Source organism: Pseudomonas sp. R9.37, assembly GCF_963878885.1.
Taxonomy (GTDB): domain Bacteria; phylum Pseudomonadota; class Gammaproteobacteria; order Pseudomonadales; family Pseudomonadaceae; genus Aquipseudomonas.
This window is the reverse complement of record NZ_CAWNZA010000011.1, coordinates 737,928-764,837: the sequence shown is the minus strand read 5'-3', so window position 1 is coordinate 764,837 and position 26,910 is coordinate 737,928. Positions and strand designations below refer to the sequence as shown.

At 59.9% G+C, this 26,910-nt stretch carries 23 protein-coding genes and 1 pseudogene; 12 read left to right on the top strand and 12 right to left on the bottom strand.

What is annotated here, in order from left to right:
• The first annotated feature begins 182 nt into the window (after positions 1–182).
• The 7 genes from AACU78_RS10160 to AACU78_RS10130 all read left to right on the top strand — a co-directional run bounded on the left by AACU78_RS10160 (position 183) and on the right by AACU78_RS10130 (position 7,934).
• Positions 183–1,841: a Na/Pi cotransporter family protein gene (locus AACU78_RS10160; protein WP_106576055.1), complete on the top strand. Its 1,659-nt coding sequence runs from the start codon at positions 183–185 to the stop codon at positions 1,839–1,841.
• 57 nt (positions 1,842–1,898) lie between these two features.
• Positions 1,899–3,281 (top strand): M16 family metallopeptidase, encoded by a 1,383-nt coding sequence (locus tag AACU78_RS10155; protein WP_106576054.1) that lies wholly within the window; start codon positions 1,899–1,901, stop codon positions 3,279–3,281.
• 70 nt (positions 3,282–3,351) lie between these two features.
• Entirely contained in the window at positions 3,352–4,383 is a 1,032-nt protein-coding gene (locus tag AACU78_RS10150; protein ID WP_106576053.1) for a DUF5924 family protein, read from the top strand.
• Between the two features lie 54 nt (positions 4,384–4,437).
• Complete coding sequence (locus tag AACU78_RS10145; protein WP_106576052.1) at positions 4,438–5,586, top strand: ABC transporter permease; 1,149 nt, start codon at positions 4,438–4,440, stop codon at positions 5,584–5,586.
• Positions 5,583–6,386 carry an ABC transporter ATP-binding protein gene (locus AACU78_RS10140; RefSeq protein ID WP_106576051.1) on the top strand — a complete coding sequence of 268 codons (804 nt, stop codon included), beginning with the start codon at positions 5,583–5,585 and terminating at the stop codon, positions 6,384–6,386. Before AACU78_RS10145 ends, AACU78_RS10140 begins: the two co-directional genes overlap by 4 nt.
• Position 6,387: 1 nt before the next feature.
• The gene (locus AACU78_RS10135; protein WP_106576050.1) at positions 6,388–7,326 is read left to right on the top strand and encodes an MlaD family protein; all 939 of its coding nucleotides are present in this window, start codon (positions 6,388–6,390) and stop codon (positions 7,324–7,326) included.
• On the top strand, positions 7,323–7,934 hold the full coding sequence (locus AACU78_RS10130; RefSeq protein WP_106576049.1) for an ABC-type transport auxiliary lipoprotein family protein: 612 nt from the start codon (positions 7,323–7,325) through the stop codon (positions 7,932–7,934). The genes AACU78_RS10135 and AACU78_RS10130 overlap by 4 nt, the downstream gene beginning before the upstream one ends.
• A gap of 103 nt (positions 7,935–8,037) precedes the next feature.
• On the opposite strand, the gene AACU78_RS10125 is transcribed toward AACU78_RS10130, so the two are convergent.
• From AACU78_RS10125 to AACU78_RS10105, 5 genes are all read right to left on the bottom strand, one after another.
• The gene (locus tag AACU78_RS10125) at positions 8,038–9,267 is read right to left on the bottom strand and encodes a nucleoside recognition domain-containing protein (RefSeq protein WP_106576048.1); all 1,230 of its coding nucleotides are present in this window, start codon (positions 9,265–9,267) and stop codon (positions 8,038–8,040) included.
• 97 nt (positions 9,268–9,364) lie between these two features.
• Positions 9,365–10,696, bottom strand: a complete 1,332-nt coding sequence (gene gltP / locus AACU78_RS10120) for a glutamate/aspartate:proton symporter GltP (protein WP_106576047.1) — start codon at positions 10,694–10,696, stop codon at positions 9,365–9,367.
• 730 nt (positions 10,697–11,426) lie between these two features.
• Positions 11,427–11,894: an inhibitor of vertebrate lysozyme family protein gene (locus AACU78_RS10115; protein WP_106576046.1), complete on the bottom strand. Its 468-nt coding sequence runs from the start codon at positions 11,892–11,894 to the stop codon at positions 11,427–11,429.
• A 2-nt stretch (positions 11,895–11,896) separates the two neighbouring features.
• A complete protein-coding gene (locus AACU78_RS10110; RefSeq protein ID WP_003170804.1) occupies positions 11,897–12,061 on the bottom strand; it encodes a DUF1328 domain-containing protein in 165 nt (54 codons plus the stop codon).
• A 78-nt stretch (positions 12,062–12,139) separates the two neighbouring features.
• Positions 12,140–12,424: a hypothetical protein gene (locus tag AACU78_RS10105; RefSeq protein ID WP_106576045.1), complete on the bottom strand. Its 285-nt coding sequence runs from the start codon at positions 12,422–12,424 to the stop codon at positions 12,140–12,142.
• Positions 12,425–12,816: 392 nt separating this feature from the next.
• On the opposite strand from AACU78_RS10105, the gene algB reads away from it, so the two are divergent.
• The gene (gene algB, locus AACU78_RS10100) at positions 12,817–14,163 is read left to right on the top strand and encodes a sigma-54-dependent response regulator transcription factor AlgB (protein WP_078740007.1); all 1,347 of its coding nucleotides are present in this window, start codon (positions 12,817–12,819) and stop codon (positions 14,161–14,163) included.
• Positions 14,164–14,173: 10 nt separating this feature from the next.
• Positions 14,174–15,961 carry a KinB sensor domain-containing domain gene (locus AACU78_RS10095; RefSeq protein WP_106576044.1) on the top strand — a complete coding sequence of 596 codons (1,788 nt, stop codon included), beginning with the start codon at positions 14,174–14,176 and terminating at the stop codon, positions 15,959–15,961.
• A gap of 3 nt (positions 15,962–15,964) precedes the next feature.
• Here AACU78_RS10095 and AACU78_RS10090 read toward each other — a convergent pair whose 3' ends face one another.
• The 6 genes and pseudogenes from AACU78_RS10090 to AACU78_RS10065 form a co-directional block, all read right to left on the bottom strand.
• Positions 15,965–16,741, bottom strand: coding sequence for an N-acetylmuramoyl-L-alanine amidase (locus tag AACU78_RS10090; protein WP_106576043.1), 777 nt, complete (start codon positions 16,739–16,741; stop codon positions 15,965–15,967).
• A gap of 88 nt (positions 16,742–16,829) precedes the next feature.
• Positions 16,830–18,875: a GGDEF domain-containing protein gene (locus tag AACU78_RS10085; RefSeq protein WP_106576042.1), complete on the bottom strand. Its 2,046-nt coding sequence runs from the start codon at positions 18,873–18,875 to the stop codon at positions 16,830–16,832.
• The gene (locus AACU78_RS10080) at positions 18,872–19,750 is read right to left on the bottom strand and encodes an endonuclease/exonuclease/phosphatase family protein (RefSeq protein ID WP_106576041.1); all 879 of its coding nucleotides are present in this window, start codon (positions 19,748–19,750) and stop codon (positions 18,872–18,874) included. The genes AACU78_RS10085 and AACU78_RS10080 overlap by 4 nt, the downstream gene beginning before the upstream one ends.
• Positions 19,751–19,760: 10 nt before the next feature.
• On the bottom strand, positions 19,761–20,399 hold the full coding sequence (locus tag AACU78_RS10075; protein WP_106576040.1) for a thiol:disulfide interchange protein DsbA/DsbL: 639 nt from the start codon (positions 20,397–20,399) through the stop codon (positions 19,761–19,763).
• 169 nt (positions 20,400–20,568) lie between these two features.
• Complete coding sequence (locus AACU78_RS10070) at positions 20,569–21,195, bottom strand: c-type cytochrome (RefSeq protein ID WP_106576039.1); 627 nt, start codon at positions 21,193–21,195, stop codon at positions 20,569–20,571.
• Between the two features lie 33 nt (positions 21,196–21,228).
• A pseudogene (locus AACU78_RS10065) lies at positions 21,229–21,518 on the bottom strand (c-type cytochrome).
• A 204-nt stretch (positions 21,519–21,722) separates the two neighbouring features.
• Between AACU78_RS10065 and yihA the strand changes: the two are divergent.
• Entirely contained in the window at positions 21,723–22,364 is a 642-nt protein-coding gene (gene yihA / locus AACU78_RS10060; protein ID WP_106576038.1) for a ribosome biogenesis GTP-binding protein YihA/YsxC, read from the top strand.
• Between the two features lie 269 nt (positions 22,365–22,633).
• Here yihA and polA read toward each other — a convergent pair whose 3' ends face one another.
• The gene (polA, locus tag AACU78_RS10055; RefSeq protein WP_106576037.1) at positions 22,634–25,429 is read right to left on the bottom strand and encodes a DNA polymerase I; all 2,796 of its coding nucleotides are present in this window, start codon (positions 25,427–25,429) and stop codon (positions 22,634–22,636) included.
• A gap of 74 nt (positions 25,430–25,503) precedes the next feature.
• On the opposite strand from polA, the gene AACU78_RS10050 reads away from it, so the two are divergent.
• Entirely contained in the window at positions 25,504–25,794 is a 291-nt protein-coding gene (locus AACU78_RS10050; RefSeq protein WP_106576036.1) for a DUF2782 domain-containing protein, read from the top strand.
• 55 nt (positions 25,795–25,849) lie between these two features.
• The gene (locus AACU78_RS10045; protein WP_106576035.1) at positions 25,850–26,803 is read left to right on the top strand and encodes a homoserine kinase; all 954 of its coding nucleotides are present in this window, start codon (positions 25,850–25,852) and stop codon (positions 26,801–26,803) included.
• The last annotated feature ends 107 nt before the right edge of the window (positions 26,804–26,910 follow it).

The following is a 26,910-nucleotide window of genomic DNA, read 5'->3' as shown; positions in this document are numbered from 1 at the left end:
TCGAGCCCCTTTTTTCATCTGCAAAAAACTGATTTCATGACAGTTTTATTTCAAACACGACTTTAGCTATGCGATGCTGGCGCGCAGCCCATTCGCCAACTACAGCTTAAGTACAAGACGTAGAGCGGCACGCGGCAATTCTTATTTGCTCTTTTTGAGCTAACCCACACGGGGGGCCGAGCATGCTGACCTTGCTCAATCTGCTTTCCGCCGTGACCCTGCTTATCTGGGGCACGCATATCGTCCGTACCGGCATCTTGCGGGTCTACGGCTCCAACTTGCGCCAAGTCATCGGGCAGAACATGTCCAAGCGCTGGCTGGCGTTTGTCGCCGGTATCCTGGTGACGGCCATGGTGCAAAGCAGTAACGCCACGGCAATGCTGGTGACATCCTTTGTCGGCCAGGGCCTGATGGGGCTCACGCCTGCCTTGGCGACCATGCTCGGTGCCGACGTCGGTACAGCGTTGATGGCGCGCGTGCTGACCTTTGACCTGTCCTGGCTGTCGCCGCTGCTGATTTTTCTCGGGGTGATTTTCTTCCTGTCGCGCAAACAGACGCGAGCAGGGCAGATGGGCCGCGTCGGCATCGGCCTGGGCCTGATCATTCTGGCACTGCAACTGATTGTCGAAGCCGCCGGGCCCATCACTCACGCCCAAGGCGTCAAAGTGCTGTTTGCCTCGCTGACCGGCGACATCCTGCTGGATGCCCTGGTCGGTGCATTGTTCGCGATGATTTCCTACTCCAGCCTGGCTGCCGTACTGCTCACGGCAACCCTGGCCGGGGCGGGCGTGATCGGCCTGCACGTGGCCATCGGCCTGGTGATCGGCGCCAACATCGGCAGTGGCGTGCTGGCGTTTCTCAGTACCAGCATGCAGAACGCGGCCGGTCGGCAAGTGGCACTGGGCAGCCTGCTGTACAAACTGATCGGCTTGCTGCTGATCATCCCGGTGCTCGACCCGCTCGTGGGCTGGATGGACGGCCTGGACTACAGCGCCCAAGGCATGGTCATTACCTTCCACCTGCTCTACAACGTCAGCCGCTGCCTCATTCTGCTGCCGACGATCGGCCCAATGGCGCGCCTGTGCGCCTGGTTGCTACCGGAACAAGCCGAGACCAACGGCAAAGCCAAACCGCGCCACCTCGACCTTGCCGCACTCGACACCCCAAGCCTGGCATTGGCCAACGCCGCGCGCGAAACCCTGCGCCTGGGCGACCTGATCGACAACATGCTCACCGCAATGCTCGAAGTGTTGCGCGGCAAGCAAACCGCCATCACTCAGGAAATGCGCAGCCTCAGTGACGACGTTGAAGCCCTGTACAGCGCGATCAAGCTTTACCTGGCGCAAATGCCGCGTGAAGACCTCAGCGAACAGGACAGCCGTCGTTGGGCCGAGATCATCGAACTGTCGATCAACCTGAAACTGGCTGGCGACCTGATCGAGCGCATGCTGCGCAAAGTCCAGCAGCAGAAAACCTCGCAACGTCGGCAGTTCTCCGAAGTAGGCCTGGAGGAGCTGGCCGGCCTGCATACCCAGCTGATTGCCAACCTGCGTCTGGGCCTGTCGGTGTTCCTCAGTGCCGACCCGGAAAGCGCCCGCCAACTGCTGCGCGAGAAGCGCCGCTTCCGCGCTCAGGAACGCCGCTTGGCTCACGCCCACGTCAGCCGTCTGCAACGCAAGATCGTACAGAGCCTGGAAACCAGTTCCCTGCACTTGGAGCTGATTGCCGACATGAAACGCCTCAACTCGCTGTTCTGCAGCAGCGCCTACGTCGTGCTCGAAACGTCCGACACCGGCGCACTCTCGGCCGAAGATATCGCCGACATCACCCATTCACCCTGAACGTACGACGGTGAGTGAAGTCAGTTAACAGTGGACCTCACTCGCCAGGAAGCTGTTATGCGTCGCCTGTTATTCGCCTGCCTGCTCATGGGCTCGGCACATACCTTTGCCTTTGACCGCCTGCAAGTCGAGGGCTACACCTTGCCCAACGGCCTGCAATTGCTGCTCAAACCGGGCACCGAGCGCGGGCACGTGGCTATCCGCCTGGTGGTAGGCGTAGGCCTGGATGACTTCCCTTGTGAAGAAAAGGAGCTGCCGCACCTGCTCGAACACGTGTTGTTCAGTGGCATCGATGGCGGCGGCGAGGGCGACCTCGAAGAACGCATGCAGGCCTTGGGCGGCGACTGGAATGCCTACACCAGCAACGCCGACACCACTTTCGTGATTGAAGCGCCCGCACAAAACCAGCGCAAAGTGCTGGATTTGCTGTTGGCCATCATTACTCGCACAGAACTGACCGACGCCAACATCACTGCGGCCAAGCGCGTGGTCGAACGCGAAGACGGCGGGCATTACTCGCACCTGCAACGCCTGCTCGACCGCCAGGACCTTGGCCACACCGCCAGCAACCAATTAGCCGTCGAGCTAGGGCTCAAGTGCGCTGAACGCGCCGAGGTCGACCACTTGACCCGCGATCAATTGCAAGCGCTGCGCAAAAACTGGTACGCGCCCAACAACATGACCCTGATCATCGTCGGCGACCTCGACAAACTGCTGCCGGCCTACCTGGAACGCACCTACGGCCAACTTGATCCGATCGAGCCGAGCGAGCATTTGCCGCTTCCGGAAATCCAGCACGCCGCCGCCAGCCATCGCGACCTGATCCACGGCTGGATCGGTGACAGCGCCAAACTGCACTGGCTGTTCCCGGAACCGGTACTGGACGACCAGCATGATGAAACCTACGACCTGCTCAAGGACTACCTCGACTGGGCGCTGTACCGCCAACTGCGCCTCAAGCACGGTTTGTCCTACGGCCCCTGGAGCGAGCGTGAAGTGCTCGGCGGCGTCGGTTTCCTGAGCCTGAATGCCGACCTTGAGCGCGAAAACCTGCCGCAAGCCGAACAGGTGCTGCAAGCGCTCAAGGCGCAACTGCTCAAGGACGGCCTCGACGCGGCCACCTTCGCCCGCCTGCAGCAAGCTGCCATCGCGCGCCAGGCGTGGGCCGTGCAGGGCAACAGTGCGCTGGCCGATTACTACTGGAGTGCATCCGGCGACTACGCCGACGGCCACTTCAGCGACCCGGTCAAACGCATCAAGGCGGTCAACCTGAAGCAGGCCAACCAAGCCATGCGCCAACTGTTTGACCAGGCGGGTTACTGGCGTATCGAAAAACCGCTGCTGAGCTACGACAGCCTGACCTGGATCGGCGCGGGCGTGCTCGGGTTGATCGCTATTGTGTTGGGCGGCCTGCGGCTTTATCGCAAACGGATCGCGTAATGAGGCACCGAACACAGGGCTAAGACGCTATTCTGTCTGGGTTTTTTCCTACACACATTGTGGATCGCTCATGCCAAAGCTGCCGCCCCTTATCCAGCGCATTCTCGTCCTGATCAAGCGCTACCCTGGGGTCATCGCACTCGGTGGGTTTATCTCGGGTGTGTGCAGTTTCATGCTGGTGGATCGCCAGCAGGGCATGGCCAGCTGGATCGCCGTGATCATGCTGGTGAGCTGGCTGTGGCTGATGCTGGAAAACAGCTTCACCCAGCTGTTCGCCAAGGTCTTCAAACGCGAAATCCCCGAACCCTTGCTGCGCTACGCTACCCAGATGATCCACCAGGAAAGTCTGTTTTTTGTGCTGCCCTTCTTTTTCGTCACCACCACCTGGAACAGCGGCCAGTCGGTTTTCACCGGCCTGCTCGGCGCGGCGGCACTGGTGTCGATCACCGACCCGCTGTACTACAAATGGCTGGCGCCGAAACGCTCGCTGTTCCTGGCGCTGCACACACTGACCTTGTTCGCCGCGCTGCTCACCGCGTTGCCGATCATCCTGCACCTGACCACCGCTGAAAGTTACAAATTGGCACTGGGTGTGGCCATGGCGCTGTCGATCCCGAGCCTGGCGGTCAGCTTGCCGCTGCGCAGCTTCAAAGGTTGGGCGATGCTGCTGGGGGTGACGGCCGCCATCGGCTGCGCCGGCTGGTTCCTGCGCACGTGGGTACCGCCGGCCACGCTGTGGATGACCGAAGTGGCGATCAGCACCCAACTGCAGGACCGGACGCCCGGAGATGACCTCAAGGAAGTCACCGCCGCCCAACTGCGCAGTGGCGGGCTGTACGCCTACACCGCAATCAACGCGCCGCGCGGGCTGGATGAGCGGATTTACCATGTGTGGAAATTCAACGGCAAAGAGGTCGACCGCATTGCCCTGGATATCCACGGCGGGCGCGACGAAGGCTACCGCGCCTGGACGCACAAGCAGAACTTCCCCGCCGATGCGGTAGGCCGCTGGCAAGTGCGGGTGCTGACGGAGGACGGCCAGGTCATTGGCGTGCTGCGCTTCAAAGTCACTGACACAGCACAAACGGACACGCCAAAGTAGGCCGTATCGTGCTATTACGTAGGAATTCTGGATAGCCAAACAAGCTCGGAGCTTATGACCACCAGTACTACGGCGGGCGCCGCCCATCTCGACACGACCACCGCTCCTCCGTTACTCAGGATTACGGGGGACTGGACGCTTGCCCACTATGCAAACCTGAAGCAGCTGTCGGACACACTCGACGGCCAATACGACGCCGGCGCACGCATCGACCTCAATGGCCTGGGCGCCCTGGATACCGCGGGCGCGTCGCTGCTGGTAGAGCTGCTGGGCCCCGACCGTATCGAGCAATCGGCCGAACAGACCGATTGCAGCTTGTCCGCCGCCGACCGCGCACTGCTCAAGACCGTCTACCGCTCGCTGAATGATTTTTGTGTGCCGGACAAAGCCCCGGAAGAAGCCGCCGGCATCCAGGTGCTGGCGCGCATCGGCCGCGCGGTGGACACCGTGTGGCAAGACAGCAAGAAGCTGCTCGGCTTTATCGGCTTGATCCTGGAAACCTTTGCCCGCGGCATCTTGCGCCCCAAGCGCTGGCGCATTACGCCAATGGTCGCGCATATCGAACAGACCGGCCTCGACGCCGCCCCCATCGTGGCCTTGCTGACCTTCTTGGTCGGCGCAGTGGTGGCATTTCTCGGCGCTACGGTGCTCAAGAGTTTCGGCGCAACCATTTTTACCGTGGACTTGGTGGCGTTCTCTTTCCTGCGTGAATTTGGCGTGCTGCTCACTGCAATCCTGATCGCCGGCCGCACTGCCAGTGCCTTCACCGCGCAAATCGGCTCGATGAAGGCCAACGAAGAAATCGACGCCATCCGCACCCTGGGCCTGGACCCGATGGAGCTGCTGGTGTTGCCGCGCGTGATGGCGCTGCTGGTGTCGCTGCCGATGCTGACCTTTCTGGCGATGCTCTCGGGGATTGTCGGCGGCGGCGTGGTGTGCGCGGTGGCACTGGATATTTCACCGGCGATGTTTTTCTCGCTGCTGCAATCGGACATCGGTGTACAGCATTTTCTGGTGGGCATGGTGAAAGCGCCGATCTTTGCCTTCCTGATCGCCGCGATTGGCTGCCTCGAAGGCTTCAAGGTCAGCGGCAGCGCCGAATCGGTCGGCGCCCACACCACCTCTAGCGTGGTGCAATCGATTTTTGTGGTGATCGTGCTGGACGCGATTGCCGCGCTGTTCTTTATGGAGATGGGCTGGTGAGTCGTCTACACCGAGCGCCCACCGAGGCGGTGATCGAAGTGCGCGGCCTGTGCAACCGCTTTGGCAGCCAGAGCGTGCACGAGAACCTCGATCTGGATTTATACAAAGGCGAGATCCTCGCGGTGGTGGGCGGTTCCGGCAGCGGCAAGTCGGTGTTGCTGCGCAGCATCGTCGGCCTGCGCCGGCCCAGCGAAGGCGAGGTGCGGGTGTTCGGCAAGAACCTGCCGAGCCTGCCGGAACAGCAACGCTCACAGGTGGAGCGACGCTTTGGCGTGCTGTTTCAGAAGGGCGCGCTGTTTTCGTCGCTGACCGTCACCGAAAACGTCGCCCTGCCGCTGATCGAGCACGCGGGCCTCAGCCGCGCCGACGCCGAGCACCTGGCTGCAGTCAAGCTTGCCCTTGCGGGGTTGCCGCTGTCGGCGGCCGACAAATACCCGGCGTCGCTCTCCGGCGGCATGATCAAGCGTGCGGCCCTGGCCCGAGCCCTGGCGCTGGACCCGGACATCCTGTTTCTCGACGAACCCACCGCCGGCCTCGACCCGATTGGCGCGGCGCAATTCGACCAACTGATCCTGACCTTGCGCGATGCGCTGGGGCTGAGCGTGTTCCTGGTCACCCACGACCTCGACACGCTGTACACCATCACCGACCGTGTGGCGGTGCTGGCGCAGAAGAAAGTGCTGGTGGCCGATGCCATTGATGTCGTCTCGGAAACGAACGACCCCTGGATTCACGAATATTTCCACGGCCCCCGCGGCCGCGCGGCATTGGATGCCGCTCAATCGCTCAACGAGGTATGACATGGAAACCCGAGCCCATCATGTGATGATCGGTCTGTTCAGCGTAATCGTGGTGGTCGGCGCGATGCTGTTTGGCCTGTGGCTGGCCAAGTCCAGCGTCGACAGTGCCTTCCAGGATTATGAAGTGGTGTTCAACGAGGCGGTCAGCGGCCTGTCGCAAGGCAGCTCGGTGCAGTACAGCGGGATCAAGGTGGGCGACGTCACCAGCCTGCGCCTGGACCCCAACGACCCGCGCCGCGTACTGGCACGTATCCGCCTGGCCGGGCAGACGCCGATCAAGGAAGACACGCAGGCCAAACTGGCCCTGACCGGCATCACCGGCACCTCGATCATCCAGCTCAGCGGCGGTACACCGCAAAGCCCGGAGCTCAAGGGCAAGGACGGCAACCTGCCGGAAATCATCGCCTCACCATCGCCGATCGCGCGCCTGCTCAATAACAGCAACGACCTGATGACCAGCATCAACCTGCTGCTGCACAACGCCAACCACATGTTCTCCCGGGAGAACGTCGAGCGCCTGAGCAACACGCTGGACAACCTGCAACAAACCACTGGCGCCATCGCCGAGCAACGCGGTGACATCAAGGTGGTGATGCAGCAATTGATGCAGGTGAGCAAGCAGGCGACGGCCGCCCTGGAGCAAACCACCGTGCTGATGCGCAACGCCAACGGACTGTTGAACGATCAAGGCAAGCAAGCCTTCGGCAGCGCCGAGCAGGCAATGAAATCGCTCGAACAAAGCACCGCAACCATCAACACCTTGCTGACCAATAACAAGGACTCGGTGAACAGCGGCATGCAGGGCCTCAACGAACTGGCGCCGGCCGTGCGCGAACTGCGCGAAACCCTGGGTTCGCTGCGCGCCATCTCCCGCCGCCTGGAAGCCAGCCCCAGCGGCTACCTGCTGGGCAGCGACAAGAATAAGGAGTTCACGCCATGAAGCGCGCTTATCAACTGATCGCCCCTGTGGCCTTGGTGCTGATCAGCGCCTGCTCGATTTTGCCCAAGCCCGACCCTTCGGACGTGTACCGCCTGGCTTCGGCCCAGACGACCACCCAAGGCGCGCCGGTGAGCTGGTCGCTGCGCGTGAGCAAGCCGCAGAGCAGCGAGTTTCTCGACAGCCCGCGCATTGCCGTGGTGCCCAACGGTGACCTGATCAGCAGCTATGCGAACTCACGCTGGAGCGACCCGACGCCGGTGTTGCTGCGCAACCGGTTCATGGACGGTTTCCAGCGCGATGGGCGGGTGACGCTGTTGAGTACCGACGAGACCAACTTGCAGGCCGATTATGAGCTGGGCGGGCAATTGCAGGCGTTTCAGAGTGAGTACCATGGCAGCGCGGTAGAAGTGCTGATCCGCCTGGATGCGCGGTTGGTGCGCGGGAGTGATCAACGGATTATTGCCAGCCGCCGGTTTGAGGTCAGACAGCCGGTGGGTGACACCAAAGTGCCGGCGGTGGTTGCCGCGTTTGGGCAGGCGGGGGATCAGTTGAATAGGCAGGTGGTGGATTGGGTGGTGCAGCAGGGTCAAAGTGCTGCGAAACGCTGAGGGCCTCTTCGCGAGCAAGCCCGCTCCCACATTTGACCGCGTTTATTCTGACGAAATGCGTTCGAATGTGGGAGCGGGCTGGCTCGCGAAAGCGGTGTGAGCCTTAACCAAAGAACCAGTAGCACACCGCAATCGCCGCCACGACACCGGCAAACTCTGCCAGCAACGCACACCCCACCGCATGCCGCGCCCGCTGGATCCCCACCGAGCCGAAGTACACCGCCAACACGTAGAAGGTGGTTTCCGTACTGCCCTGAATCGTCGCCGCCACCAACGCCGGGAAGCTGTCCACGCCCTTGGTTTGCATGGTCTCGATCAGCAGCGCCCGCGCGGCACTGCCGGAGAAGGGCTTGACCATGGCGGTCGGCAACGCGTCGACAAAACGCGTGTCCATGCCCGTCCAGGCCACCAGGTGGCGAATGCCTTCAAGGCCGAAGTCCAACGCACCCGAGGCGCGTAACACGCCCACCGCGCACAGCATCGCCACCAGATACGGCAGCAGGTTCTTGGCAACGTCGAAGCCCTCTTTGGCGCCTTCGACGAACGCCTCGTACACCTTGACCTTGCGCAGCGCACCGATCAGCAAAAACAGCATGATCAACCCGAACAGCGTCAGGTTGCCAAGGATCGATGACAAACCGGCCAGCGCCGTGGCGGACAAGGTCGCCAGCAACGCCATAAAGCCACCGAGGATCAATGCGCCGGGCACCAGGTAGGCCAGCACCACCGGATCCCACAGCCGCAGGCGCTGCATCACCGCCACCGACAATAGGCCGACCAGGGTCGAGGCGCTGGTTGCCAGCAGGATCGGCAGAAACACCAGCGTCGGGTCCGCTGCGCCTTGCTGGGCGCGGTACATGAAGATGGTCACCGGCAACAGCGTCAGCGAAGACGCATTCAGCACAAGGAACAGAATCTGCGCGTTACTGGCGGTGTTGGGGATCGGGTTGAGTTCCTGCAGCGCCTTCATGGCTTTCAGGCCAATCGGCGTGGCGGCGTTGTCCAGCCCAAGGCCATTGGCGGCGAAGTTGAGGGTGATCAAGCCGATGGCGGGGTGGCCGGCCGGCACTTCCGGCATCAGGCGGCGAAACAGCGGGCCGAGGGCCTTGGCCAACCAGTCGACGATCCCGGCTTTTTCGGCGATGCGCAAAAAGCCCAGCCATAAGGTCAGGGTGCCGAACAGCAGCACCATGACTTCCACCGACAATTTGGCCATGGCGAAAATGCTTTCCACCATCGCCGCAAAAATCCCGGCATTACCGCCAATCAGCCATTGCGCCAGTGCTGACACCATTGCCACGACAAAGAAGCCAAGCCACAGGCCATTAAGCATCTGTTGAATCCCCCGAAAGATGGGGCGAATGATAGCGGGGCTGGCAGAAACGACAAACCCCGGAATTTTCCGGGGTTTGTGTTCACGCCGCGGGCTATCAGCCGCGGGTGGCTTGGGTGGCTGGCGAGGCCTCTTTGCTGCGCCAGTGCGGCAGGGAGTTCCAGTAGCGCTCGCCTTTGGCGTCGTCGTACATGCCTTCCCAACGGGAGATGACCAATACGGCCAAAGCGTTGCCGATCACGTTGAGTGCGGTACGCGCCATGTCCATCACACGGTCGACACCGGCGATGAACGCCAGGCCTTCCAGCGGAATGCCCACGCTGCCCAGGGTAGCCAGCAAGACGACGAAGGACACACCCGGCACACCGGCGATACCTTTGGAGGTCACCATCAGGGTCAGCACCAGCATCAGTTGCTGGCCGATCGACAGGTCAATGCCGTACAGCTGGGCGATAAAGATCGCCGCGATGCTCTGATACAGGGTCGAACCGTCGAGGTTGAACGAGTAGCCGGTCGGTACCACAAAGCTGCAGATGGCCTTCGGCGCGCCGTAAGCTTCCATCTTCTCGATGACGCGCGGCAGCACGGTTTCGGAACTGGCGGTGGAGTAGGCCAGCACCAGCTCATCCTTGAAGATGCGCATCAGCTTGATCACCGAGAAGCCGAACAGGCGAGCGATCAGGCCCAGCACCACGAAGGCGAAGAACAGAATGGCGACGTAAACCAGAATCACCAGCTTGGCCAGCGGCAGCAACGAGGCGAAGCCGAAGTTGGCGACGGTCACCGCGATCAAGGCAAATACGCCGATCGGGGCGTACTTCATGATCATGTGGGTGACTTTGAACATGCTCTCGGAAACGCCCTGGAACATTGTAACCAGAGGCTCGCGCAGTTCCGGCTTGAGGCTCGACAAGCCGAGGCCGAACAGCACCGAGAAGAAGATGATCGGCAGCATGTCGCCACGGGCGACGGCGGCGAAGATATTCGAAGGAATCAGGTTGAGGATGGTCTCGATGAACGCATGCTCATGCTGCACTTCGGCAGCGGTGGCGGTGTACTTGGAGATATCGACAGTACCCAGGGTACTCATGTCGATGCCAGCGCCTGGGTGGAACAGGTTGGCCAGCAACAGACCGACCACGATGGCGATGGTGGTGACCACTTCGAAGTAAAGGATGGTTTTGACGCCGATGCGACCGAGCTTCTTCGCGTCACCCACGCCGGCGATGCCAACGATCAGTGAGGAAATCACAATCGGGATCACGATCATCTTGATCAGGCGGATAAAGATATCGCCCGCCGGCTGCAACACATTGCTGATCCACCAGGCTTTTTCAGCACTGAAATGGTTGAGCACTGCACCGATTGCGATCCCCAGCACCAAACCGATGAGGATCTGCCAGGCGAGGCTTAGCTTTGCCTTCTTCATGTCATTACCCTTACTTCAAGTGGACTTAAGGCAAATGCGCCATCTGGAACGCTCGGAAGCGAAAAAGTGTGTGCATCTGCCTCCGTAGAAGGTCACCGCAGCGTGGCCGAAATGGCTTACTGGCAGGCGAAAAAAGGCGCAACTATTCCCATGCAAGGGGGCGACGTCTAATGCCGTAAACGCCTACCCTATGCCGAATCGGCATGGCTTTTTTTGAAAATAGTTGTCTGAACGGTCAGTTCGATTCCGCCATTCAACCCGGTGAATATGCCGTGAACCGGCCACTAGCGGCTCGCTCAGAGATGTTGGACGTCTGTGAGCTACTGGCAAAAATGCCTGGAATTAGATGGGGTTGGCGTCCGAAGAGTCCTATAGCGCGAGCATAATTTTCTAGATAGAAGGTCGCACCGACACACCAAGTAACGGTTAGGAGAAGGCGAGATAGAAAATAGCGACTATGGGCGACATACAAGAGGGTTAATGCGCACGATAAGCCCGCCGCAAGTTCATCAAGCTTGAGGACTTGTGAACTTGCGTCGCAGCTTTTCGCCTGACCCGGCCCTTGCGCAGGCACTCCCTGTACCCGTAGGTCACGCCGATCCGAATCGATCAGAGCAACCCGGCCCCCTGGTCATGCATCACTCTTGGCGAGTGGTGCAGACAGAAAGAAGCAAAGAGGCTTCTTTCTATGGACGCCGGCTCCGTTGACGACAGATGCGTCAGACGGAACCTAGTACCAATTCGGATCTTTCTTAAGCTGTTCCATCAGCAGTTTTTTCATGCCTTCGTTCGGTTTACCGATAAAACGGTAATCGGCGTGCCGCGTTGGGGATTTGTCTGCCGGCAAACCGGCCGGGACTTCAACCAACATGGCGTAGGCGTCTTCCTTGTCGTAGCTGAAGGCGACGATCAGGCGCTTGTTCAGGCACGTGTCTGCGGTCTCGCAGAGTGGCCCGACCAGGTATTTGTCGCCATCTTCTTCCACGGCATTCATTTGTTCGGCCGTACCGGACAGGTTCATCACCCATTCCGGCAGGCGCTGTTCTTTCTTCACCACGCTTTGCCAGGTTTCGCGGTACTGCTTGTCCGCACTGAGCAATTCGTTAGCCCGGGATTGGCCGTCATTGGCGGCCATCGCCAGGCCGCTACCGCCCAGAATCAGGGCGGCAGCACAGGCTTTGATAAACAAAGTGGTCATATTCAGCCTCGGCCGCGACGACCAAAGAAGAACGAAGCGATGAACATCACCAGGAAGACCACAAACAGAATTTTTGCGATACCCGTGGCGGTGCCCGCGATACCACCGAAGCCCAGGACTGCAGCCACAATGGCGATGATCAGAAATGTGATTGCCCAACTCAACATGGTGATTCTCCTTACGCTTTTATAGGGGTAACAGCGGTAGTGCCGTGCAGCCGCTCAACACAAGCGACCTTTTGTTGCCTAGAACACCCAACGTTCTTGAGCAGGCAACTCGCCAAGAGTCGAATCCTGGTCTGCCACTCTCAATTGCGGGGCGGTAACGTCGGCAGCCACGCTGCTGACGGAACTGAAATGGTGCTGGGTCATTACCGGACGTTCGAATTGCAGGGTTTGCTGCTGACTCTGCTGCCAATGCTGGAACTGCTGGCCCGCAATCAACGTGACCATCAAGGCCAAGCTGGCAAACAGGCCTTGCTGCAAGCGCAGTGGCGATACACGCAATTGGCTGAGGCTTTGGCGAGTCATGCTGCATTTCTCCCGCATTCTGATTATTCGGTCATGACACTGTTGAGGGGGATATTGCAGGGCGCGTGCCAGTTTTTTTACAAAATAAAACTCAATAAAATCAATAGGTTAACAATACATCTCGGATCGACGGCCCAGCATCCTGCACGATGCCCCTATCCAGGCCGTGCGAAATGCACGATGGTCAGTGGTCGGGTCAACGGATCGAAAAGAGAAATAGCGTTGCCGAAGTGGCTACTGGACATGAAAAAGCCATCAAATCGCGTGTTTGTAGGAGGTTGTGCAGATACCTGCGCGAAGATGGCTTTTATCGATCAGAATAAACCATGCAACTTGCCCGATTATTCCGGGACTAAACACCATCATTCATAGTTAAGGGGAGCGCGGGACAGATGGAATCAGCCAAGGAACTTCAAGGCCGCATTCTTTTAGTGGATGACGAATCCGCGATCCTTCGCACCTTCCGTTACTGCCTGGAAGATGAAGGCTACACCGTAGCCACCGCCAACAGCGCTGCGCAGGCGGATGCGCTGATGCAGCGCCAGGTGTTCGACCTATGCTTCCTGGACCTGCGCCTAGGCGAGGACAATGGCCTGGACGTGTTGGCGCAGATGCGCATCCAGGCGCCGTGGATGCGCGTGGTGATTGTGACCGCACACTCGGCCGTGGATACCGCGGTAGACGCGATCCAGGCTGGCGCCGCCGATTACCTGGTCAAGCCCTGCAGCCCAGACCAACTGCGCCTCGCTACCGCCAAGCAATTGGAAGTGCGCCAACTCTCCGCTCGCCTCGAAGCACTGGAAGGCGAAGTTCGCCAGCCAAAGGATGGCCTCGACTCCCACAGCCCGGCCATGATGGTAGTGCTGGAAACCGCGCGCCAAGTCGCGGGCACCGACGCCAACATCTTGATCCTTGGTGAATCAGGCACAGGTAAGGGTGAATTGGCCCGCGCCATTCACGGCTGGAGCAAGCGCTCGAAGAAGTCCTGCGTGACCATCAACTGCCCATCACTGACGGCAGAGCTGATGGAAAGCGAACTGTTCGGTCACAGCCGCGGCGCCTTTACCGGTGCCAGCGAAAGCACCTTGGGCCGCGTCAACCAGGCGGATGGCGGCACGCTATTTCTCGACGAAATCGGCGATTTTCCCCTCACCTTGCAACCAAAGTTGCTGCGCTTCATTCAAGACAAGGAATATGAACGCGTGGGCGACCCGGTCACCCGACGCGCCGATGTACGCATTCTTGCGGCGACCAACCTCAACCTGGAAGACATGGTGCGCGACGGCCGCTTCCGTGAAGATTTGCTCTACCGCCTGAATGTCATCACCTTGCACTTGCCACCGCTGCGTGAGCGCAGTGAAGACATTTTGACGTTGGCCGACCGCTTCCTGGCGCGCTTCGTCAAGGAATACGCCCGACCGGCACGCGGCTTCAGCGATGAAGCGCGCGAAGCACTGCTCAACTACCGCTGGCCGGGGAATATCCGAGAACTGCGTAACGTTGTGGAGCGAGCCAGCATCATCTGCCCTCAGGAAAAGGTTGAAATCAGCCACCTCGGGATGGCCGAGCAGCCGACCAACAATGCACCGCGCATTGGTGCGGCACTGAGCCTGGATGAGCTTGAGAAAGCCCACATTGGCGCGGTACTCGCCACCAGTGACACGCTGGACCAGGCGGCCCGCACTCTCGGTATCGACGCGTCGACCCTGTACCGCAAACGTAAACAGTACAACTTGTGAGCTGTACCCTATGAAGCTAGCGATGAAACTGCGCACTCGTTTGTTCCTGAGTATCTCAGCGCTGATCACCGTCGCCCTGCTGGGACTGGTCCTGGGACTGGTCAGTGTCATGCAAATGGCCAAGAGCCAGGAGTCACTGATCCGCAGCAACTTCATCACCCTAGACCTTGGCCTCAAGCTGCGTCAGACCCTGGGTGACCAGTTGATCCTGATGCTGCAGGAGCAACCGGACCCCGAGGTACTGAAAACTTCAAAAGAGCAATATTTCGCCTTGCTGGATGAGGGCATCGCGCATGAACAGCAAGACGGCAAGCTCAGCGGGTTCAGTCAGGCACGCATTGACTACCTGAACTTCCTCAAGGCATTTGACGAAGCCCAGCAAAGCCCACTGGCAAATAGCAAAGACCCGAAGCTGACCGAAACCTTCAACGCCTTGCGCAATGGCCTGATCGCCGAGCACAAGCACGCGCTGGAGAATATCAACGAGAGTGAACACAAATCCCGCGACCGGGCGCTGCTGATTGCCGGTCTTCTCGGCCTGGTCGGGCTGGCAGTGTTGATCATCGGCTTCATCACTGCACACGGTATCGCCCGACGCTTTGGTGGCCCCATCGAAGCCTTGGCCAAAGCCGCCGACAAGATCGGGCAGGGTGATTTCGAAGTGACGCTGCCCATCTCGTCTGCCGCGGAGATGAACCAGTTGACCCGCCGCTTCGGCATCATGGCCGAAGCGTTGCGCCAGCATCAGGCAACCAATGTCGACGAACTGCTGGCCGGCCAGCAGCGTCTGCAAGCGGTGCTCGACAGCATCGACGATGGCCTGCTGATGATCGACCGCCAAGGCCGCCTCGAACACCTCAACCCCGTAGCACAGCGCCAGCTGGGCTGGGACGAGGCACGGCTGGGGCAGGGTTTGGGCGAAGCATTGGGTCGCCCGGAAATGGATGAGCAGCTGCAACTGGTGCTGCGCGGCGGCAACCTGGAGCGGGCACCTGAGGACTTGGAAGTGGAGGTCGAGGGCGAATTGCGCCTGCTGACCTACAGCCTGACGCCAGTCAGTCATACCCAGGGGCATATTCTTGGGGCGGTGATGGTGCTGCACGATGTGACCGAGCAGCGCGCTTTCGAGCGCGTGCGTAGCGAATTCGTCTTGCGGGCCTCCCACGAACTGCGTACGCCCGTCACCGGTATGCACATGGCCTTCGGGCTGTTTCGCGAGCGCGCGAAGTTTCCCGCAGAGTCCCGTGAAGCGGACCTGCTGGATACGGTTAATGAAGAAATGCAGCGCTTGATGCAATTGATCAACGACTTGCTCAACTTCTCGCGCTACCAGAATGGCCTGCAAAAACTCACGCTAGGGCCGTGCGATGTCACCGATCTGCTGGAGCATGCACGAGCCCGCTTTACCGAGCTGGCAAATGCTCAGCACATCGAACTGCTGGTGGAAGCCCAATCTGACTTGCCCAGGCTGTACGCAGACCAGGCCCAGCTTGAGCGCGTACTCGACAACCTTTTAGGCAATGCATTGCGACATACCGCCGATGGCGGGCAAATTCGCCTGCAGGCGCGCCGTCATGGTGAACGGGTGATTATCAGCGTCGAGGATAACGGCGAAGGTATCGCCTATGGCCAGCAAGGACGTATCTTCGAACCTTTCGTGCAGGTTGGACGCAAGAAAGGCGGCGCCGGCCTGGGGCTGGCGCTGTGCAAGGAAATTGTGCAACTGCACGGCGGGCGCATGGGCGTCTACTCGCGGCCGGGGCAGGGCACGCAGTTCTACATGGCGCTGCCGCTTTAGCGCCTAACTCCGATTCAGTGCGCGCAGGATCGCAGCGCTTTCTGCATCCGGCGTGCCATCAAACAGCGATGGCCGGAAATGCATCTGGAACGCCGCGATCACATGCCGCGTGGCAACATCCAGCTCGCCGGTCTGTGGTGTCTGATAGCCCAACCGCGCCAACTCTTCCTGGAACCAGGTGATGCTCGGCAGGTTAGCGGCGTACTGCGTCTGGAATCGAGCGACGGCCTGCGCATTCGGCCAAGCTCCCAGACCCTCAGCTGCCAAGCGCTTCCACGGGAACAACGGGCCCGGATCGAGCTTGCGCAGCGGCGCGATATCGCTATGACCAATGATGTTCTTGGGGTCGATGCCATTGCGCTTGCTGATGTCCTTGAGCAACACCACCAACGACTGCACCTGCGCCTCGGAATACGGGTACCAGACGCGGCCAGTCGGCGTGTCGCGATAACCCGGGTTGACGATCTCGATACCAATGGAGCTGGAGTTGAGCCACGTACGGCCCATCCACTGGCTTTCTCCGGCGTGCCAGGCACGTTGGCTCTCATCCACCAGCTTATAGATGGTGCCTGAAGCATCGTCGCCGATCAGGTAATGACTGCTGACCTGGCCATGCGTCAATAGCGCCAGGGAGCGTTCAAGGTTGGTGGAGGTGTAATGGACGACAACGAACTGCACACGATTGTCGTGATTGAGCGAAGGATGGTTGGTGTCCAGGCGAGGGCCGCTCGCGCAGCCGGCGAGCAGGAGCAATACGAAGGCGAGGTAAAAGGATTTCATGGCAGAAGACATTACGCTGAAGACGATAATGCAACAGTGTAACGTACGGATTGTGCCTGAGCGGTCAAATTACAAAATGGAACATCTTTTACGCCGCCTGCACCTGATTACGTCCCGCCGCCTTCGCTCGATAAAGCGCTTCGTCGGCACGCTTTAGCGCCAAGTCACTGCGCTCACCCGGCTGGAACTGCGCCACACCCATGGACACCGTTATCGTCACCGGTTCGCCCTTGAAATGGAAAGGGCAAGCCTCGATTGCCGCGCGCAACACCTCACCCACGCCCAAGGCGTCCGACAAAGCGGAGTCAGGCATCAGCAATACAAACTCTTCACCGCCAAACCGCGCGATAAAGTCAGTCGGGCGCAGGTACTTGCGCAACACATTGGCGATGATCTTCAACACTTTGTCGCCCGCCAAGTGTCCGTAGCCGTCATTGACGCGCTTGAAGTGATCAAGGTCCAGCATGGCCAGCGACAGGCTGTTGCCGCGCTGGTGCCAGGCGTTGACTTCGTGGTCCAGACGCTCGCTCCAGGCTGCCCGGTTGGGCAGGCCGGTGAGCGGATCGATCAACGCCTTCTGGCGCTGGACTTCCAGATGCTCGCGATACCCTTGGGCTTCCTGCTCCATATTCGCCACCCGCTCAGCCAGCCCCTTGAGGCGCGCCGCCACTTCCTGCTCTCGCTGATCACGCTGCTGCTGATGTTGATCCATGGTGCCGAGCAGGCCTTCAAGGTGGCTCTCTAGCACGTGCTTGAGGCTGTCCAGGTCGGCCGCCTCCTGCACGCTGCTTTGCAGGCCGTCGACTTGTTCACGAATCTGCGTGTCCAGCTCACGCGCGGCCGAGCGGCTGTCAGCGTGACCATCACTGGCTACTTGCAGATGGCCCTGGAACGCTTCGAGGCGCTCATTGAGCTGTTTGAGGTAAGCCTCGAACTCGTGCTGGCCACTGTCGGTGATCGCCAGCATCAACACCGCCAAGTCATCGAGAATCGGCAGCAGTTCGTACCAGTTCAAGCCATGAGCCAGGCGTTCGCGCATGGCCTCAGCCTGGGGACGGTGACGCTCGGGCAGTGACAGGTCTTCCAGCAGGCCAAGCAAGGTGTCTTCGATGTGCTTGGCAACCGAGCTGTACGAAGGTTCGGGCGAGTCGGGCAGTGCGTAGACGCCATCCGATTCCAACGCATCGGGGTCAGGCTCCAGACCTTCCAGCACAGGCGGGAGCGACAAGCTGCCAATGGCGGTTTCGTTTGGAGTGTCGACCTCGACCTGCGCCTCTTCGATAAAGGCGGCAAGTGCGCTTTCTGGAGCGGTTTCTTCTACCAGCACCTCCACCGCTTCAGGTTCAGGCACCTCGACAGGCCCCTCTGCAGCCGGTGCCTCGAAGACAAAGGTTTCGCCGGCAACCTCCGCCACTTTGACAGGCACAACGTGTTCGGGTTGTGACGTTGCCGGGGTGTTCGGCAGTGGCGCAAAGGCGCGCAAGGCTTGGGTCAGTTCTTCCGATTGCTCCGGTTCCTGAGGCTCAGGGGCGAGCTTGGGCGCCGTGGATTTTGGCGCAGCCGGCGCTGGTGTAGCTTCAACCACCGGCGCTTCATTCGAACCCTCTTTCGCGCCAAACAGGCGTTGCAGCAAACCCGGCCCAGGGCGCGGGGTTTCGCCATCCGAATCCAGGTTATTCAGCGCCTGCCCTTGCAAGCTGCTCAGCTCGCTGAGCAACAATGGAATCTCGCGTGCCTGGCCGACACGCCCCTCCAGTTGCTTGGCAAAGGTTTTCAGCGGGCGTGCGACTTCACGCGGCAGCGGCAGCTTTTGCAACTGCGCGACCAGGGCCGTGAGCGCATTGCTGATCTGGTCGACCCGGGTTTCGCGGCGCTGTTCTGAATCCAGCACGGCCTTTTCCAGGCGCGGCAGCAAGGCTGCGAGGGCCGCGTCCATGTCGTCGGTACGCACGACGTCGCGCATCTCTTTCATGCATTGGTCAACCGCGCGATCGGTGCCCTCAGCCGCCAGCGTGCTGCGCACCAGGCCTCGACGTAACAAGTCGAGGCGGGCAGCCCAGCGACGTTCGAGCTTGTCTTGCTGCTCGACGCTTTTCAGGTATTTCTCTTTCCAGCGCTGGGCGTCGTCGCTCATGCAAGGGGTCCGCGAGGGCCTGGGCTCAACGCGGGTAATGCATCAGCCGTAAGCGAACCCGGCAGACGAATCTCTACCGCGACGGGCAGGTGATCGGAGATGGGCTGCGCCAGTACTTGCACACTTTCGAGTGTGAGTGTCGGACTGAGCAGGATGTGGTCGAGACAGCGTTGCGGGCGCCAACTGGGGAACGTGGCTTCGACTTGCGGCGCCAGCAACCCGAGGTCCCTCAACGGGGAATTCTGCAACAGGTCGTTGGCATGGGTGTTCATGTCACCCATCAGTACCTGGTGCTTGTAGTTGCCAATTAATTCACGAATGTAGGCGAGCTGCAGGTTGCGCGTACGCCCCCCGAGTGCCAGGTGCATCATCACCACCACAAAGGCTTCGGGGCCTTCGCCGAAACGCACGAGGATCGCCCCGCGCCCTTTGGGGCCTGGCAAGGGGTGATCTTCGATGGCAGTCGGCTTCAAGCGGCTGAGCACGCCATTGCTGTGCTGCGCCAGACGCCCGAGGTTGCGGTTGAGTTGCTGATACCAGTACGGGAACGCACCGAGCTGCGCCAGGTGTTCCACCTGGTTGATGTAGCCGGAGCGTATGCTGCCGCCGTCAGCTTCCTGCAGGGCGACCAAATCGAAGTCGTTCAGCAGGTTGCCGATTTTTTGCAGGTTAACGGCACGCCCATTGTGGGGCAGCAAATGCTGCCAGCCACGGGTGAGGTAGTGCCGATACTTTTCAGTGCTGATGCCCACCTGAATATTGAAGCTGAGCAAGCGCAAGCGGCTATCTGCCGGAAGGCCTGTGGATTCCAGGTGATGCTCGTTGACCTTCGCATCATGCAGGCCAACGACACGTTCAGTACCCCAGCGGCGCATGGTAGGCCCCTTACTTGGCTGCGCGCTCTTTGGCGATCAGTTGGTCGGCAACGTTCAGCGCTTGCTCTTCGCCACCAGCACTGCCGATGTCGAAACGGTATTTACCGTTGACGATCAGCGTAGGTACGCCTTGTACGCCGTACTTCTGGGCGAGCTCTTTGTATTGGGCCATCTTGCCCTTCACAGCGAACGAGTTGAACGTTTCAAGGAATTTGGTTTTATCGACGCCCTGAGTGGCGACGAAATCAGCCATGTCTTCAGGTTTGACCAGGCGCTTGCCTTCTTTCTGAATGGCATTGAACACCGCTGCGTGCACTTTGTGCTCTACACCCATGGTGTCCAGCGTGATGAAGAGTTGACCATGAGCATCCCATGGGCCGCCGAACAACGCTGGGACGCGTTTGAAATTCACATCCTCAGGCAGCTTATCGACCCATGGATTGATGACCGGCTCAAAAGCATAGCAATGCGGGCAGCCATACCAGAACAGCTCCACGACTTCGATCTTGCCCGGCACCGAAACCGGCACCGGGTTGGCCAATTCAACGTAGGTTTTACCGGCTTCAAGCGGCACATTGTCGGCAGCTTGTGCGGTCATGCCGAAGAGGCTGGCAGTGATGAGAGCGGCGCTGAGGATCAGATTACGCATGCTTTACTCCTGGACAAATAAAGTCGCCTCACGCGACCTTTAGGTGTGACAGGTCTACGCGGGCATGAGTTCGTTAGTGTAACGGCACCGGCCACAAAAAAGGGCGGCCTAAGCCACCCTTTTTATGCTTGCATCGACGGATTAATCGAGCGTTAACGTCCTGCCCGGATCAGTGCAGGCCTTGAATGTAGCTGGACAGCGCTTCGATGTCTTTATCCGAAAGCTTGGCCGCAATATCAGTCATCATTTTGTTACCCGCGTCGCCATCGATATAGCGAACCTTCTCGCGAAAATCCTTCAATTGCTTGGCCGTGTACTGAGCATGTTGACCACTCAGGTGAGGGAAGCCCGCCGCTGCGACACCGCCGCCGTCCGGAATGTGGCAAGCCTTGCACGCCGGCATGCCGCCGATAGGCTGGTCTTCGGCGAGCTTGCCACCGCGGAACAACGCTTGGCCTTTTTCCACCAGTTTCGGATCGGCAGCTCCCACACTGCCTTTCTGGCTGGCAAAATACGCCGCGATGTCCGCCAGGTCTTGATCGCTGAGGTTGGTCAGCAGGCCGGTCATTTCCAGCACCGTGCGCTTGCCGTCCTTGATGTCGTGCATCTGCTTGGTCAGGTAACGTTCACCCTGGCCGGCGAGTTTGGGGAAGTTTGGTGCCGGGCTATTGCCATCCGGTCCATGGCAAGCACCACACACGGCGGCTTTCGCCTGACCCGCTGTAGCGTCGCCTGCAGCATGGGCAACACCGGTGATGCCCAAGGTCAACAGCAGACTCACGATCAGTTTGTTCATCAGCTAATCCAACTACGGCTAAGGGTTTAAGAGTTATCTACCGGGTTTACTCACCATCAATTCAATGATGGCCTGGTAATCCTCAGTACTGCAGTCCATCCACAAACCACGCGGCGGCATCGCCTTGAAACCCTGGTCACGTGTTGCACCAACGTGTCCATGCCCTTGGCCAGTCTTGGCTGCCAGGCTGCCTGGTCACCCCGTTTAGGGGCGTTAGGCAGCTGGCCGGCATGGCAAGCTACGCAAACTCGGTTGTACACCGCCTCCGGATCCTGTGTAGCCTGAGCGCCGTAAAGCGGAATCAGGACACCAAAAGCGAGCAACTATCGGGTCATACATCGACCTTTTCAGGGTTTGAGAGCGTTTTGCGTTCTAATGCGCAATGAAGGTCTTTCGCTCCCGTGAACCTCATCCTTCGCTGGGACAAAGCACACACAAAATCTGCGGCATTATATACTGGCGCTACTGAAACGGAAACGACACCGCTTGCCGCACCCTTTTTCGGCACCGCCCACATCGGAAATCTCATGCAACTCAAGAATCCCATCCTCGGCCTGTGCCAACAGTCCACGTTCATGCTCAGCGCCGCCAAAGTAGACCAATGCCCCGATGACGAAGGCTTTGAAGTCGCCTTTGCCGGTCGTTCCAACGCCGGCAAGTCCAGCGCGCTGAACACCCTGACCCATGCCAGCCTGGCACGCACCTCGAAAACCCCGGGCCGCACGCAACTTCTCAATTTCTTCAAGCTAGACGATGATCGGCGTCTGGTCGACCTGCCGGGCTACGGTTACGCAAAAGTACCTATCCCGTTGAAGCTGCACTGGCAGCGTCACCTGGAGGCTTACCTGGGTGGCCGGGAGAGTTTGAAGGGTTTGATTTTGATGATGGACATCCGTCATCCAATGACCGACTTCGACCTGCTGATGCTCGATTGGGCCGTCGCCAGCGGCATGCCGATGCATATCCTGCTGACCAAGGCAGACAAGCTGACCTACGGCGCAGCCAAGAACACCCTGCTCAAAGTGCAGTCCGACATCCGTAAGGGTTGGGGTGATGCAATCACCATCCAGCTGTTCTCCGCGCCCAAGCGCATGGGCCTGGAAGACGCCTACACGGTGTTGGCCGGTTGGATGGAATTGGCGGACAAGGGCGCTGAAGTCGCGGAATAACTTTTCTGCGGGCAAAAAAAACCCCGGACTTCGTATGGGGAGGGGAAGTTCGGGGTCCAAGTTCCGGACCGCTAGGGCGGGGTCCAGATATCTGCCAACACTTAACACAACATAGGAGCATTGAAGGGCTTCACCACCCATTCAGTAACTCTGAGTAGCAGTTCACAGGTTAAGTTCCGGCAGCTTAAAAAAACTATTGGAAATAACTGACACCGGTTTCCGATCTAAAGCGCTCTGCCACCACCCCCGGCAGTGACAGAGCCGCGAAATCAGTGCGCCTCGTCCCAGTTATCGCCCACGCCTACGTCCACGACCAACGGTACATCCAGCTTGGCCGCTGCGCTCATGTGCTCGCGGATCTTCTCGCTGACTTGCGCAACCAAGTCCTCGCGCACCTCAAGCACCAGTTCATCGTGCACTTGCAGGATGACCTTGGCATCCAGGCCCGACTCCGTCAGCCAGTTATCCACCAACACCATGGCCTTCTTGATGATGTCAGCCGCGGTGCCCTGCATCGGCGCGTTGATCGCCGTGCGCTCGGCCGCCGCGCGCTCCTGAGGCTTGTTGGAATTGATGTCCGGCAAGTACAGCCGACGCCCGAAGAAGGTTTCTACATAGCCTTGGTCTGCCGCTTGGGCCCGCGTGCGCTCCATGTACTCGCGAACGCCAGGGTAGCGCGCGAAATACACGTCGATATACGCCTTGGCGGTCTTGGTATCGACGCCGATATCCTTGCCCAGCTTCTGCGCGCCCATGCCGTAGATCAGGCCAAAGTTGATCGCCTTGGCACTGCGACGCTGGTTGGAACTGACCTCAGCCAACTCAACCTTGAACACCTCAGCCGCTGTAGCGGTGTGCACGTCCAAATCGTTGCGGAACGCGTTCATCAAGCCCTCGTCCTTGGACAAGTGCGCCATGATCCGCAGCTCGATCTGCGAATAGTCCGCCGCCAGCAGCTTGTAGCCCTTGGGCGCGACAAACGCCTGGCGAATTCGCCGCCCTTCAGCGGTTCGCACCGGAATGTTCTGCAGGTTCGGATCGCTCGAAGACAAGCGTCCAGTCGCCGCCACAGCCTGATGATAAGAGGTGTGAATACGCCCGGTACGCGGGTTGATCTGCTCGGGCAGCCGATCGGTGTAGGTGCTTTTCAGCTTACTCATGCTGCGGTACTGCATCAGCACTTTGGGCAGCAGGAAATCATCTTCGGCCAACTTGGCCAGCACTTCCTCGGCCGTGGACGCCTGCCCCTTGCCCGTCTTTTTCAGCACCGGCAAGCCGAGCTTTTCGTAGAGAATCGCCCCGAGCTGCTTGGGCGAACCCAGGTTGAATTCTTCACCGGCGATCTCGAACGCCTGGCGCTCCAGCTCAACCATCTTGTTACCCAGCTCGATGCTCTGGATGCCCAGCAGGTCCTTATCCACAAACGCGCCCTGGCGCTCGATACGAGCCAGCACCGGCACCAACGGGATTTCGATATCGGTCAGCACACTGGCCAGGCTCGGTATGGCTGCCAGCTGTGCATGCAACGCCTGGTGCAGGCGCAGCGTTATATCCGCATCTTCAGCCGCGTACGGGCCAGCCTGCTCAAGCGCGATCTGGTCGAATGTCAGTTGCTTGGCGCCTCTGCCGGCGATGTCCTGGAAGCTGACAGTGTCGTAGTCCAGGTACTTCTTGGCCAGGCTGTCCATGTCGTGCCGGGTTGCGGTGGAATTCAACACGTAGGATTCAAGCATGGTGTCGAAGGCGATGCCGCGCACGGTGATGCCGTGCGCAGGGTCACCACCGATGGCGCAATTGGCCAGGATGTTCATGTCGAACTTGGCGTGCTGGCCGACCTTGAGTTTGGTCGGGTCTTCGAGCAGAGGCTTCAACGCCAACAGAACCGTGTCGCGATCCAACTGCTCGGGCGCACCGACGTAGGAATGGGTCAACGGGATGTAGGCGGCTTCATGGGGCTGCACGGCGAAGGAAACACCGACCAACTGCGCTTTTTGCGCGTCGATCCCGGTGGTTTCGGTATCGAATGCGAACAGCTTGGCGTCGTTGAGTTTCTTCAGCCAGCTATCGAATGTCGCCTGGTCCAGGATGGTCGTGTAGGACGCCTCCACCGGCGCGGCCGCTACCACCTCAACGACGGTTTCGGCAGACGGCGCCGCCTCGGTCGAGGCCTTGAGCTCGACACGCTTGGCGTCGCGCTGAATCTCATCAATCCAGCTCTTGAACTCCAGCAGCGTGTACAGCTCAAGCAGCTTTTCGCGGTCAGGCTCGATCAGGTGCAGATCTTCCAGGCCTACATCCAGCGGTACGTCGATTTTGATCGTCGCCAGTTGATAGGACAGAAACGCCATCTCCTTGTGCTCTTCCAGCTTGGCCGGCAGATTCTTGGCCCCGCGAATCGGCAGGGTCGGCACGATATCCAGCTGTTCATAAAGCTCTTTGAGGCCGCCATTCACGCCTACGAGCAAGCCGGAGGCGGTCTTCGGGCCAATGCCCGGAACGCCCGGGATGTTGTCGGACGAATCGCCCATCAGCGCCAGGTAATCGATGATCTGCTCGGGAGCGACACCGAATTTCTCCTTCACGCCCTCAATGTCCATCGCGCTACCGGTCATGGTGTTGACCAAGGTAATGTGCCCGTCGACCAACTGCGCCATGTCCTTGTCGCCAGTAGAAATCACTACCGGGCGGTCTGCCGCCGCACTGCTGCGGGCCAAAGTGCCGATGACGTCATCAGCCTCGACGCCTTCGACGCACAGCAGCGGGAAGCCCAGCGCGATGACGCTTTGGTGCAGCGGCTCGATTTGCAGGCGCATGTCATCGGGCATGCTCGGGCGGTTGGCCTTGTATTCGGCGAACATCTCATCGCGGAAGGTCCCACCCTTGGCGTCGAACACGACGGCGAACGGGCTGTCCGGGTACTGCCTGCGCAGGCTTTTGAGCATGTTCAACACGCCCTTGACCGCACCGGTTGGCAGGCCTTTGGAGGTGGTCAGCGGTGGCAGCGCGTGAAAGGCGCGGTACAGATAAGAAGAACCGTCCACCAGGACGAGGGGGGCTTGGCTCATGAGCAGGATCAACCTTTTCGGCGGGTCAGGCGCTAGAATAGCCGGACCAATGACGACAAAGGGACAAGGTTATCATGCGTACAGTAAATCGCCTGTTGTTGACCGGCTTGATTGCGCTCTTGCCGCTGGCCGCCACGGCAGCTGACAGCGCACCCTCGGGAGACCCGGAAGTCACGATCCGCACCGAAGGTGACAGAACCATCCAGGAGTACCGCCAAAACGGTTTCCTGTACGCGATCAAGGTCACCGTGAAGGGCGCGCCGCCGTATTTCCTGGTGCGCGCGGACGGATCCGATGCAAACTTCATCCGTTCTGACCAGCCGGATATGCTAATCCCGTCATGGAAGATCTTCGAATGGAAATGATTTCTTAACTTAAATTGGCGCCGCCCCTCGCGGCGCCCGTACTGGCAGTTTAACCATGTCTGTGTTCACCCCGCTGGCTCGGCCCGAGCTGGAAACCTTTCTCGCCCCTTACGGGCTCGGCCGCCTGCTTGATTTCCAGGGGATTGCCGCCGGTAGCGAAAACACCAACTTCTTCATCAGCCTGGAACAGGGCGAATTCGTCCTGACCCTGGTTGAGCGCGGCCCAGTCGCAGAAATGCCGTTTTTCATCGAACTGCTCGACGTGCTCCATGACGCTGACTTGCCCGTACCCTATGCGCTGCGCACCACCGACGGCGTGGCCTTGCGCGAATTGAAGGGCAAACCGGCGCTGCTGCAACCCCGTCTGGCCGGCAAACACATCAAGGAAGCCAACGCACAGCATTGCGCCCAGGTTGGCGACCTGCTCGGCCATTTGCACCTGGCGACTCAAGGCGAGAAAGTGCTGGAGCGCAAGACCGATCGAGGGCTGGACTGGATGCTCACCGAAGGTGCGCAGCTGATTTCGCACCTTAACGACGCGCAGCAGCGCCTGCTGAAAGAGGCGCTGAGCGAGATCGAAGCCCACAAGGCTCAAATCCTCGCACTGCCACGCGCCAACGTTCACGCCGATCTGTTCCGCGATAATGCGATGTTCGAAGGCACGCACCTGACCGGGCTGATCGACTTTTACAACGCTTGCTCAGGCCCGATGCTGTACGACGTGGCGATCGCCTTGAATGACTGGTGTTCGGACGCCGACGGCGTGATTGATGGGCAACGCGCCCGTGCGCTGCTAGGTGCCTACGCGGGCCTGCGGCCGTTCACGGCCAAGGAAGCGGAGTTGTGGCCAACGATGCTGCGGGTAGCGTGTGTGCGCTTCTGGCTGTCACGCCTGATCGCGGCGGAGTCGTTTGCCGGGCAGGACGTGTTGATTCATGACCCTGCAGAGTTCGAGCATCGGCTGGCGCAGCGCCAGCAAGTCAGCGTCCACCTGCCGTTCGCGCTCTAAAGCTGCACCCGGTCAGAAATTGTGGGAGCGGGCTTGCTCGCGAATGCGGTGGATCAGTAACAGAGGTATTGACTGACACTCCCATTCGCGAGCAAGCCCGCTCCCAC